This is a genomic window from Azospirillum brasilense, from assembly GCF_007827815.1.
GTDB lineage: Bacteria > Pseudomonadota > Alphaproteobacteria > Azospirillales > Azospirillaceae > Azospirillum > Azospirillum brasilense_C.
On the sequence record NZ_VITH01000010.1, the window covers coordinates 1 to 12,164 of the forward strand.

Consider the following 12,164-nt stretch of genomic DNA (forward strand, 5'->3'; position numbering starts at 1 on the left):
CCGCTGTGGAAAACCGGCCCGCCTACGCCAGCTCTGGGGGGCGCTTCGGCGGGCCGGTTCCCCACAGCTCCTACACCACGTTCAGGGACGTGACCTGGGAAAGCGCACGATCTCGATTTCGGTCTCCCCGCGTTCCGCCGCCGTGCGCACGGCGCGGGTGAAGCGCTCCTTGGCGTCGGGGCGGATGTGCTGGTGCATGAAGGCGTCGTGGATCGCGGTCTGCTCCTCCTGCCTTTTCTTCTCAAGCTCTTGCGCCTCCTTCCGCCGCGCCATCTCCTGCGCTTCGGTGATCGCGTGGAGATCCTTGGGCGTGATGAGGGCGCCGCCAAGCGGGGAGGTCTGAGGGGTGGACGGATCGTCTGCGGGCATGTCGCATGTCTCCCGGTAAAGGCCGTCGGCCTTGTCGGTTCGGAGTGCGGTTCGTTCAGGGACGTCCCGGACGCCGCACCGCGGCCCGCAAGATCCCGGCGGGACGCGCGTCATGCAGGGTGGCACGCGGACCGGCGCCCCGTCCATCACCGGCACACCCACCACCCGCGCACGGCAAAGCCGCCGCCGGGCTCGGCGGCGGCTGAAGCGCCTGGGAATGATGAAACGGAGTCTTGGTGCAGGAGCCGGGCGGCGGACTGCCGTTATCCGAAAATCGCCAGCCCGATCACCGTCGCGGCGAAGGCGCCCACGGCCGAAGCGAGGGCGGCGATGATGGTGGGGGCGTGCGACTTGGCCGACTTGACCTTCAGCGCGTCGTCGAAGCCGCGCAGCGTCGTGTCCATGCGGACGAGGAAGACCTCCAGCCCGGCCACCCGCTCCTGCAGGCTGTGCAGCGCGTCCGACAGGGCAGCCTGCTGCGCCGCGGTGGCTCCGGCTCCGGCCTGGCCGGCGGCGATGCGCTCCTGCGTCTCGCGCAGCAGCCGGGCGATGCCCTGCTGGCCGGCGGCGATCTGCTGGTGGTCGCGGCGGGCGGCGTCCAGCCCGGCGCCGATGCGCACCAGATGCGGGGCGAGCGTGCGCTCCAGCAGCTTTTCCTCGGCGCTCGGCTGGGCGAAGGTGGCGATCGTGCCGGTGCTGGGCGCAGCGGCCACGGCGACGACGCGCGTTGGGTCGAGCCCGGCCGGAATCTCAAGATCGGCTTCGAAGGCGTGATGCCCGTCGCCGAAGTTGCCGCCCACCAGATCCTCGCGCGGGCGGTCGGCCAGCGCGCGCCCCAGGACGATGCTGCGGCCGTCCGGCATCTCGGCGCGGAACTCCACCGTCAGGCGGTCGGCGGGGTAGGAGCGGTCCCAGGCCCAGCCGTAGATCCGTCCGGCCTGGACGGCGTCCACCCGGCCTTCGATGACGGACGCCGCAGGTTCCGCCGCGACGGGGGTGGAGGACAGGGTATCGGGCGTGGCGACGTCGGGCATGGCGGGCACTCGCGGAATGGTTGAATTCCCTCTCCCCTCTGGGGAGAGGGTTAGGGTGAGGGGGGTGCGCCTGTGCCGGACGTGCCGCCAAGCACAACCCCCTCACCGGCCCTCCGGGCCACCCTCTCCCCAGAGGGGAGAGGGTTATGAAAGTGCTTTTCTGGAAGAGCGGCAACCGCCGTCAGGCCGCCTTGCGCTGCGGGGTCTTGCGCGCGGTCGGGCTGGGCATGCGGTGCGGGATGTAGTTCTCGTCCAGGAACTCCCGCATGTCGCGGTAGCGCTGGTAGAAGGTGCGGTTGAACTTCTCGAACAGGCTCTGGTCCCAGTATTCCTCCAGGACGAAGGGCTTGTCGGAGTAGACGTCGTAGCAGGGAATCGCGAAGGTCTCGGCGAACTCCGCCGTGCGGCTGTCGTAGCTGAAGTAGACCGACGGCGTGCCGTTCGACAGCGCCATCAGGTTGCCGTGCAGGCGGTAGCCCAGCACGAGGTCCTTCGAGCGCACGATGCTCTCATAGTCGGCGACGACGTCCGAGTACCACAGGCGCGAGCGGTACAGCTCGTCCAGTTCCTCGTCGAAGTACCAGTTCTTCAGCCAGTTGTTGTTGTGCAGTTCGTCCCAGGCCTCGGCCTTCTGCTCGTCGGTGCCCCAGAGCAGCTTCTTCTCCTCGACCTCGCCCTGCATCATCAGGACGGTGTCGAAGCGGCGGCTCATGTCCTTGACGAAGTCGCGGTGGCGGGTGAGGTAGGTCTTCACGTCCGGCGAATAGTGGCTGGACACCTCGCGGCGCATCGTGATGCCGACGTTGCGCACGCTGTCCAGCGACGGCAGGTCGATGCGCAGCTCCGGATCGCGGTTGCGGAAGGCGGTCGGGCAGCCGACGATGCGCACGTTCTTGATGCCGAGGTCCCACAGCACTTCGGCGGTGTAGGTGCCGCGCACGCCCAGCGTCGTCGACTTGTCGGCGAACATCTGCCAGATGCGCTTGCTCTCGTCCGACAGCGTCAGCTTGCCGGTGGCCGGGGCCTGGGCGCCGACGCCGAAGGCGATGACCGGGATGCGCAGCTTGGACAGCACCTGTTCGGTGCCCTCCGGCCAGGTCATGTGGTCGTGGATGTAGTTCGACCCGCGCAGGAAGACGTAATCGTATTCGGCATTGGCCCGGTCCACCACCTCCTGCTTGAACTCGCGGATCTCCACGACGTCGAGACGGTCGAAGGTCAGCAGCTTCAGCGAGGAATCGTAGACGAAGGCGTCGCCGATGTTGTGGTAATGATTGATGCTACGCTGAATGTTCTGGTAGCTGTACCACCGCACGCAGTCATGGTCGTAGACTTCGCCGGAGGGAATCATGACTAGGATGTTAGCCAATTCAATTCTCCTGGGGTCGGGGTGGTGGAGGGTTGCGAGGTTCGGGCTTTGTCTTGATGAATTTTAGCCGCTTTGGGACGGCTCAACCCGGATCATTATTCGGACCAGATCGCGATCCCTGGTCGGCTTGCAGTTCTTCTGGGCAAGCCGGGTCAGGTAGAGCCAGGCGTTTCCATCCGTGTCCTCGAAATTCCGGCTTCTGGCGTCCGGATCGAGAATGGCCGGGTAGTAGAAGGTCTCGTCCACGGCACAATTCTTGTCGGTGAGCAGCGGTGCCGCCCAGGCGAGACGCGGGGCGGACCAGCCGATCAGGTCGGCGGAGGTCGACACCCACACGCCGGACACCGGCTCCGCCCCTTTGCGCTCCGCGCGCCGTCCCGCCATCACCGCGACGTAGAGGCCGCTCGGCGTGTGGCGGACGAGGCTGGTGACGGTGAAGGGCAGGCGGTCGGGCGGCAGCGGCGCGCAGACCGACGCCTCGGGGTCGGCCTCACCCTGGGTGTAGGGGTCGCGGAAGCGGACGGTGAAGTCCCGCCCGTCCCACGCCCGCCACGACGCCGGATCCGCGAGGTCGCGGGTGCGCATCAGGCAGACGCCGCGCTTCTGCGCGCCGATGCCCTCGGCAAAGGCCATGGCGTAGTACCAGCCGTCGCGCTCGACAATGTTGCTCGGCGCGAACAGCCCGGCGCGCTTCCCCAGATCGCCGCGGAAGCGGTAGGGCACCCCGGCGACGTAGCGCGCCGGTCCGAAGCTCTGCCCGCCGTCGTGCGAGACGGTGAGGGTCAGCGCGTTCCACCAGCAGGCCATGTAGTCGCCGGTCGGGCAGAGGTCGCGGCGCTTGTGGCCGTGATACTCGTTGTGGACCAGCCCGTAGACGGTCGTGCCGTCCAGCGTGTAGGGCGAGGTCAGCCAGCCCATGTCGTCGAACCGCGCCGGGTCGTCGCGCTTGGCCGACTGGAAGACGACGCGACAGCCGTGGTGCAACTCGTTCAGCGACGGGCCGCTGAGGATGCGGGCGCGGGTGTGCGCGGCGAGCAGCCGGAGGCTGCCGTCCGCCGTCTTCCAGGCGCGCGCCGGGGCGTCCGGCACGTCCCAGTCCTCGCAGGCCTGGGTGCGGTGGTCGTAGACGGTCTCAAGCGCGGCGTCCGTGGGGACACTGACGCGGAGGTCGGCGGCGGTGGCGGGGGTTGAGAGGAGGAGGGTGCAGGCGATCAGGGCCATGGTGCATTGCCCCCTCCCTAACCCTCCCCCGCCTTTGGCGGTGGAGGGAACTGCCGCCGCTCTGCTCCCGCCCCCTCTCCCGCGCAGCGGGGGAGGGTTGGGGAGGGGGCCACGGTTGTCCTGCACGAACATCCCCATCACGGCTTCTGCGCCACCGCCCGCTCGGGCATCGACACGGCACCGCCGCCCGCGTTCGCGATCAGCGCGTCGAACACGTCGGCGTGGCGGCGGGCGCTTTCCGCGCGGTCGATGGGGCGGCGGATGCGCATGCGCAGGCGGTCCCACAGCTCCGGCGTGGTCAGAGCCTCGGTCAGACGGTCCACCAGATCCTCGACGCTGGCGTTGCGGAAATGCAGGCCGTCCACGCCGTGGGTGACCTTCTCGCCCATGCCGCCGATGTTGCTGGAGATAATCGGGCGGCCGTGCAGGAAGGCTTCCTGGATCACCACCGGCGAGTTCTCCCACCAGATGGACGGCATCACCACCCAGTCCACGTCCTTCATCAGGCCGGGCAGTTCGGCGGAGCGGTAGCTGCCGTAGAAGCGCACGCGGTCGCCGGCGCGCTCCACCGCCTCGTTGAATTTCTTCTGGTAGGCCTCGGGCTGGCGCTCCAGGTTGCCGCCGAAGATCATCAGCGCGCCGTCCTCGCCCCAGGCCTTCTCGGAGACCCGGCCGATCGCCTCGACCAGCACATGGGCGCCCTTGAACTCGGTGAGCTGGCCGAAGAAGGCGAAGCGGTTGCGCTTGCCGCCGCGGGCCAGCGGGCGGGGCGGGGCGATGCCCTCGACGGTCAGGCCGTTCTCGATCATGCGGAACTTCTCGCGGGGCAGGCCCCAGTCGACGTAGCGGTCGATCAGGAAGTTCGACGGGCTGACGTAGAAGTCCGCCTGCTCCAGGAAGGTCTTCAGGAACAGCTCACGCTTGAAGAACTGCGCCTCGCCGATGTGCGGGAAGCAGCCGGCGCAGTCGGCCGGGCTGGCGCGGTAGCACAGCGTGTTGCGGCTGGTCTTCACCATCTGGCCGTGGTGGTGGCAGATGGACAGATACTCGTGGAAGGTCACCACGATCGGCACGCGGGGCAGGGCCTGCCGGATCGCCTGGATCGTCTCGATGCCCAGACCCAGGAAATGGTGGAAGTTCACCACGTCCGGCTGGAGGTCACGGACGTAGCGGACGAAGTCCTTCTCCAGCCCCGGCAGGTTGCGGTTCGACAGCCGGAAATGGTCGTAGTCGTTGGCGTAGTAGAGGACCTCCCGCTCCTTCTGGCGCAGCGCCATCAGGGCGGAGCTGCCGTGCGGCGTGACCGGCGGGGAGGTGCGGGCCAGGTAATGGCTCTCCCAGCCCGGCAGGTCGTGCAGCCCCTGGTGCAGGTTGTAGGAGGCGACCTCCGCGCCGCCCAGCGAGAAGGCGGGATGGCCGTGGCTGATGATCAGGACGCGCTTGTTGCTCATGGTCGGGCCGATCTCGAATAGGGCTGGGTTCAGGCGGCGGCGCGGGCGGACCAGATGTCCTCGAAGCTCCAGCGGTCCACCATGGCGCCGGCGCGGCGCCAGCGGTCGGCGTGCGCGTCGCGCGGCTGCTCGTCCAGCGCCACCAGGGTGACGCGGGGCAGCCAGACGCAGGCCCCGCCCAACGCGCGCAGGCGCAGGCAGAGGTCCAGCCCCTTGTGGTCGGCCCCCATGTAGGAGCCCATCGTCGCCAGCGCCCGGACCAGCGCGTCCTTGGGCAGCAGCGCGCATTCCGGGGCGGCGGCGTCCACCGCCGCGGCGTCCTGCTCCTTCAGCCAGTCGCGCGGGTAGCCGGCGAAGCGGCGCTCGAAGGTCTTGGCTCCGTCCGAATCCTCCACCGCCATGATGCCGGCGAAGCGGATCGAATGGTCCTCGTAGAGCAGCGTCGGGCTGACCATCACCGGCCCGCCGGACTTGCGCGATACCCGTTCCAGCGCCGACAGCCAGCCCTTCTCGGTCGGCAGCACGGAGGGGGAGAGCGTCAGCACCCGCTCGCCGCGGGCGTGGGGCAGGGCGGCGGCCATCGCCTCGAAGGCGTCGGTGGCGTCGGGCGCGGCGACGAAGGTGACGGCCATGCGGTAGAAGGCGGCGGCCTGACGGACCGCCCCGCCCAGCCGCTCGTGCGTGCCGGCGGCGGCGACCACCAGCAGTTCGGTCTCGGCGAAGTCCGGGTCGATGGCGAGACGGGCGATGTTGAGGTCCACGTCCTCGCGACCGTCGGTCACCGGCAGGATCACCGAGACGCGCGGCGCCTTCACCGGATGGCCCATCGGGTGAACGCCGGTCGACGGCAATGCACCGGAGCGGGCGCGGGCGGTGCGCAGCATCGGGCCGACATGGCGGGCGATCAGCGTGTCGATGGACGGGCTGTCCAGGTTGACCAGCGACAGCATGCGGCGCAGCGCCTCCGGGGCCGGCGGCAGGCAGCTCAGCGGCAGGAAGGCGAAGCGGTCGTCGGCCAGCTCCAGCTCCAGATGGAACTCGGCGCCCGGGGGCAGGCCCGACGGCTCGGCGGCGAAGGCGGTGAAGCCATGCTGGTCCTGGCCGGGGATCATGCGCCCGGCGAACAGACCGTCATGCTGGAAGGCTTCCGTCACGTCGCGGCGGGCCAGACGCGACCAGCCCTCGTCGAGCCGGACGGCGACGCCCGGCCCCTTCAGCGTGACGGCGCGGACCTGCCGCGTCGGGTCGAGCAGCCAGCCGGCGACGAACAGCCCGGCCCCCGGCACGCGCAGCGCCATGTCCAGCCCGGTCCGCACCGGGATGTCGAGGCGTGACACCGTTTCCGCACCGTCGTAGCGCGACGCGGCGATGCGCGTCATCCGCTGGCGCGTCTCGGCGTCCCGGATGTTGCCCAGCATGTCGCGCACATGGGCGGAGGCCACGCCATCGGGCAGGATGGTGCGGTGCTCGAAGATCTCCAGATGGCGCCAGCCCTCGGCGGCGCGGTAGTGGATGCGGCGGATGGCGGTGGGAAGCGGGGTCTGGTCGGTCAGCACCGCCATCACGCCCGACGCCTCCGGCGGCAGGTCGGGGCGGGCGAAGGCTCCGGCGGTGGCGCGGTAGGCGGCGGTCTCCTCCGCCTCGATCAGGATCTTCTGGGCGCCGTTGCGGAAGCTGCGCGCCCAGCCCTGGAGCATCAGGCTGCCGTCGCGGAAGCGACCGAACACCTCGGCGAAGCCGTCCGGCTGCGACACCTCCTGGGCGAGGCCCGAGAGCAGGCGGCCGATGCGGTCGGACTCGCCCTCCGACGAGGCGGCGAGCTGGATCGCGAAATCCAGCGCCACGGCCAGCGCGCCGGGCTGGAAGCCCTTCAGCGCCGAGACGAGGTGCGACGGGTTGGTGCGGACGTTGGACAGGCGCGGCAGGACGAGGCGTTCCCCCGTCTCGTCCGCCAACTCGACGCGCGACGGGCGCATCTGCGCCAACCCCGGCACGCGGATGCCGCCGAGGAACCAGCGCTCGCCCTCCGCATCGGCCCAGGAGCGTCCGGCGTAGCGGCCCTCCACCGACCCGTCGAGATGCACGGCGCCCTGCGCGGGCAGCGCCCGGTCGATGGCGCCGAACAGGACGAGCGTGTCGTCGTCAAGAAGAATGGCCGCCGTGATGTCGGCCTTGGTGATCGGTTCCTTCATCCCGCGATGCTCCCCGCAATCGAGCCCTGCCCATGTGTTTGCCCATGCGATCCCCCCGGACCATTCATTATGTCGTCATAGAGAATGACGTGTTTTTCGGCGGACTCTTCGGTCGTCGGGACCGCCGGCATGTTGGAGACGAGCCGGTCCCAAAGCCCCGGCTCGGTCATCGCGCGCGTCATCACGCGCGCCAGATCCGCGGCGTCCCCCGCCCGGAAATGCAGCCCGTCCACCCCATCGGTCACCGATTCCGCCATGCCGCCGATGCCGCTGCAGATGACCGGACGGCGGTGCTGGAAGGCTTCGCGGATGACCAGCGGGGCGTTCTCCCACCAGATCGACGGCATCACCACCCAATCGGCGGCGGCCATCAGCTCGGGCATCTCCTCGCGCCGGTAGGGACCGTGGCGGACGGCGGTGCCGCGGGCGCCCTTGAAGCCCTGCTCGACCTTGTCCTTGAAGGCATCGGTCTGGAAGGGCGCGCCGCCATGGACGGCCAGCGTCAGGTCCTGCCCCTGCTTCTCCAGCCGGGCGGCGGCGTCCAGCGCGACGGTGATCCCCTTGAAGGGATTCAGGTTGCCGAAATAGGCGAAGGCGTTGCGCGGCGCGCCCGCGGGCAGCGGCCGGTGCGGCGCCGGACGGACCGCCGGGCGCCCGTTCTCCATGACGGAAATGCTGTCCGGGTCGATGCCCCAGGCGATGTAGCGGTCGCGCAGGAAGGCGCTGGGTGCCAGGAAATGATCGACCAGCCCGAACATCGCCTTGATGTGCTTGTCGCGCAGCACGAACTGGTCGGCCGGCCGGTCGGGGAAGCAGCGGTGGCAGGCGTCGGGCGAGGCCATGCGGCAAAGGGCATGGCCGTTCGTCGTCACCATCTGCCCGTCGTTGGCGCAGATCGGGTAGTAGTCGTGCAGCGTGTAGACGATGCGCGCCCGCGGGCAGACGCGGCGGATCAGGAACAGCATCTCCACACCCAGCAGCAAGGTGTGGTGGATGTGCACGATGTCCGGCTGGAAGGCGCGCAGCAGGTTCGACAGGTCGGGCACGATGCCGTGCAGGTCGATCTGGCTCTGGAAGAAGTGATCGAAATGCCCGGCCCACAGCACCACCTCGTCGGCGCTGCGACCCAGCGTCTGGAGGTTGGTTCCGGGCTTGCGGTCGCGGTGGACGCCGTTGGTGCAGGCGAGGAACAGGGCCTCCGCCCCCTTGGCCTTCAGGCTGCCGAACAGCTCGTGCGCGAAGATCTCCGTGCCGCCGGGGTGCAGGCTGGGGTGGTTGTGGGCGACGACGAGGACGCGGGGCAGGCTCATCGCGCGCCCTCCTTTTCCAGAACCAGGAGATCCTGGAAGTTCTCGGCGTTGCGCTGCCCGCTCCAATGGCCGCGCAGAACCGGGCGCGCCGGGCGCAGCCCCTGTTCCGCGAAGGTGCCGAGCAGGAAGGATTCGCCGTAGGCGACGGCGGCGTTCGGGTTGGCCTCGTCGGCGATGAACTCCGGCCCGGCCGCCTCGAGGAAGGCCGGGCGGGCGGTCTTCTTCGCGATGCCGTCCCGCGCGCGGGCGTCCACCAGGAACAGGCTGAGGAAGCAGCGCCCGCCCGGCTTCAGCACGCGGGCGATCTCCGCCGCGTAGCGCACCGTCTCCGCCGTCCGCAGATGGGTGATGACCGAGGTCAGGATCACGAAGTCGTGGCCGCCGTCGGGGAAGGGGAGGCGGGTCTGCGCCGCGTCCTCCGCCCCGCCGGGGTTGTACAGCGCGTTCGCCACGTCGAGCGTCCGGAAGCGGAACTCCGGATAGGCCGGGGTGATCGTCTCCGCGCACCAGCGGATGCCGTCCTCGACGATGTCCACGCCGTCGTAGCTGGAGTCGAGATACTGGGTCAGCGGCACGGCCATGCGCCCGATGCCGCAGCCGATCTCCAGCACGCGGTGCTTCGGCTTCAGCCCGCCGACGCGCACGAAGTGGCGCAGGAACTCCGCCCCGATGGCCCGGAAATCGCCGTCGCCGATGAACACGCGGTCCGGCGGCGGCACGGGCAGGAAGCGGTTGCGGGCGATCTGCGCGCACAGCCACTCCAGCCGCGGGTCGGTGTTGCGGCGCAGGACGGCGAGGCGGCGCCCGGTGAGGATCTCGTTCATCAGGTCAGCTCCGGTTCCGGTTGGCGCGCCCGAACAGGCGGGATTTGCCCGGAACGGCAACGGGAAGGGCGGTGTCCGTTGGGACGCCCGCCGACAGGGGGCGCATCAGGCTGTCCTCCAGCGCGGGCGGCGGCGCGTTCCAGTCGCGGGCGGCCAGCTCCTCCATCATCGCGGCCCAGCGGCGGGCGTGGAGCCAGCCGTTGTATTCGGAGGCGACGCCGCGGGTGTAGCCCTGGTGCCGGCTGATCGAGCGGCGCTCCAGATGGTACAGCTCGACCGAGGGGACGTAGCGGATGTCCAGCCCGGCCTTGCGGATGCGCAGACAGAGGTCGGAGTCCTCGTAGTCGCCGATGACGTAGTCCTCGCAGAAGCCGCCCACCGCGTCGAAGGTCTCGCGGGTCATCATCAGGCAGGCGCCGGTCACGCCGGGCACGCTGCGCTCCCGCCGGGCGGGCAGGAAGTCGCGCGGCAGCCCCTTGAAAAAGTGATGGTTGTACCAGCGCCCACGGACGTCGCGGTCGAAGTACAGCCCGGCGTGCTGCAGGCTGTCGTCGTCGAACAGCAGTTTCGGCCCGACCGCCCCGGTGCCCGGCGTGCGCTCCAGCGCGCCGAGCAGGACGGGCAGCCAGCCGGGCTGGTCAGGGATCACGTCGGAATTCAGGAACAGCAGCGTCCGCCCGCTGGAGGCCGCGACACCCGTGTTGTTGGCCGCCGAGTAGCCGTGGTTGGCCGGCTGCACCAGCACCCGCATCGGCAGGCCGTAGAGCGCGTGGAAGCCGTGCAGCATGTGCACCAGCTCGTCGCGCTGCTCCGGGCTGTCGAGCACGAAAATCAGCTCCGCCCCGGCCATGCCGGGATCGGTGGCGAAGCTGGAGAGCTGGAAGCGCAGGAACTCCAGCGCCTTGTAGAGCGGGATGATGACCGAGACGGCGGGCGTTTCCGGGCCACGCCCGAAGCTGACGATCTCCGGCTCCCCGCGGCTCGCCATATGGGCGGCGTGGAGCGGCGCGACGGCCGGGGCGATCACAGTTTCCAGAACCAGCGGCGTCGCGTGCTGCGGCGGCAGGCTGCCCAGAACCGCGGCGCGGGCGTCGGCGGGCGACAGCGGGCGCAGCGGCGGCACCAGCCGAATCGACCCGCCGGAGCCGAGGCGAAGCTCCGCATGGACCTGAAGCGCCGCGGCGGGCTCGGGCGCGCCGGGCAGGTAGGCGACGAAGCCGCTGCGGTCGGTGGACGGCGCGGTGCCGAACAGCTTCGCCACATCCTCGCGCGGGAAACGGTGCTCCAGAACCTCCAGCCGGCGCTCGCCGCCGAAGGGCGTGTGCACGGTGAGGCCGCCCGACAGGCCGTGCGGGTCGTGCACCCAGCCGGCCAGGAACAACCCGCCGTCACCGGTCGGCACGGCGAGGTCGAGGGCGGCGCCGATGGAGCGCTTGGCATCGGCGACCTGCCGCTTGGGCATCGGGGCGAGCACCTGAAGCTCGCGCACCGCCGCCGCCGCCGTGGCGTCCGACCGCCCGCGTTGGGCGAGCGCGTTCAGGATGTACTGGCGCAGTTCCAGCGGCGTGTCGCGGCGCGTGGACAGCCGCTCGGTCAGGCTCGGCAAGTTGGGCGCCACGGCCGAGAAGGCGCGGCAGGCCAGCCCGTTGCGGCCCAGCACCACCAGCAGGTTGCCCGGCGCGCACAGCGCCTTGTCGACCAGCAGCGACATGGCCGCGCGACCCCGCCGATCCAGGGCGGAGCCGACGCAGACGTCGAAGGGGGAGGGGCCGACGGCGCCCGCCGTGATGATGACCGCCCCCGTCACCTCGCCGAAGCCCGACGACAGCGAGCCGCCGCAGAGCAGAAGCTCGTCGGTCGCCAGGGCGCGGGCGACCAGGGGGGAGGGGGTGGGCGACAGCTCCAGCACCATGCGGCGGCAGACCGCGGCGAAGCCGGCGTCGCTGCGCAGCGCCGGGGTGGAGCGCGCGAAATCAAAAAGAAAGCGGACCACGCGCAGCCGCGACGGCGCGTCGAGGCTGCCGAGCAGGAAGGCGGGGTCGGGGTCGGGAACCTGCGGTTCGGCCAGGACCTCCGCGACGACGCGGCTCTGGGCCACGAAACGGACGGGCGCACCGGAGGTCCGGGGCGCCCGCAGGATCGACAGCACCCGCTGCCCACCCCAGCTCGTCCGCACGGACAAGGTGGTGTAGGGCGGCCGGACCTCCTCGCCGTCGAGGGTGGGAACGACGCGGCCGGAAGGCTCCGGTCCGTCGCTCTCCCACGAGGCGAGCACGAAGTCGTCGCCGAGCGCATGGAGCTGGGCGGACGCGATGGAGGCGGAGGCCGGCAGGACGGCGAGCACGGTCATGCGTTCCTTAGCCGGACCCATCGGCGGCGTGAATGCAGCACGCC

Annotated in this window: 9 protein-coding genes; all 9 read right to left on the reverse strand. The window is 70.4% G+C overall.

The annotated features are described in order from the left end of the window. Positions 1-81 precede the first annotated feature (81 nt). Positions 82-369 carry a hypothetical protein gene (locus FBZ83_RS20370; protein ID WP_186466145.1) on the reverse strand — a complete coding sequence of 96 codons (288 nt, stop codon included), beginning with the start codon at positions 367-369 and terminating at the stop codon, positions 82-84. A 263-nt stretch (positions 370-632) separates the two neighbouring features. Further along, positions 633-1,403, reverse strand: a complete 771-nt coding sequence (locus tag FBZ83_RS20375) for a hypothetical protein (protein WP_145687526.1) — start codon at positions 1,401-1,403, stop codon at positions 633-635. Positions 1,404-1,584: 181 nt separating this feature from the next. Further along, the gene (locus FBZ83_RS20380; RefSeq protein WP_114860886.1) at positions 1,585-2,772 is read right to left on the reverse strand and encodes a polysaccharide pyruvyl transferase family protein; all 1,188 of its coding nucleotides are present in this window, start codon (positions 2,770-2,772) and stop codon (positions 1,585-1,587) included. 63 nt (positions 2,773-2,835) lie between these two features. Further along, on the reverse strand, positions 2,836-3,993 hold the full coding sequence (locus tag FBZ83_RS20385; protein WP_186466146.1) for a hypothetical protein: 1,158 nt from the start codon (positions 3,991-3,993) through the stop codon (positions 2,836-2,838). Positions 3,994-4,130: 137 nt separating this feature from the next. Continuing rightward, complete coding sequence (locus FBZ83_RS20390; protein ID WP_145687528.1) at positions 4,131-5,444, reverse strand: glycosyltransferase family 4 protein; 1,314 nt, start codon at positions 5,442-5,444, stop codon at positions 4,131-4,133. 29 nt (positions 5,445-5,473) lie between these two features. Then, entirely contained in the window at positions 5,474-7,636 is a 2,163-nt protein-coding gene (locus tag FBZ83_RS20395; RefSeq protein ID WP_145687530.1) for a hypothetical protein, read from the reverse strand. Further along, on the reverse strand, positions 7,633-8,946 hold the full coding sequence (locus FBZ83_RS20400) for a glycosyltransferase family 4 protein (RefSeq protein WP_145687531.1): 1,314 nt from the start codon (positions 8,944-8,946) through the stop codon (positions 7,633-7,635). Before FBZ83_RS20400 ends, FBZ83_RS20395 begins: the two co-directional genes overlap by 4 nt. Next, positions 8,943-9,770, reverse strand: a complete 828-nt coding sequence (locus FBZ83_RS20405; protein WP_145687534.1) for a class I SAM-dependent methyltransferase — start codon at positions 9,768-9,770, stop codon at positions 8,943-8,945. Before FBZ83_RS20405 ends, FBZ83_RS20400 begins: the two co-directional genes overlap by 4 nt. 4 nt (positions 9,771-9,774) lie before the next feature. Then, a complete protein-coding gene (locus FBZ83_RS20410; protein ID WP_145687536.1) occupies positions 9,775-12,120 on the reverse strand; it encodes a glycosyltransferase family 2 protein in 2,346 nt (781 codons plus the stop codon). Between the last annotated feature and the right edge of the window lie 44 nt (positions 12,121-12,164).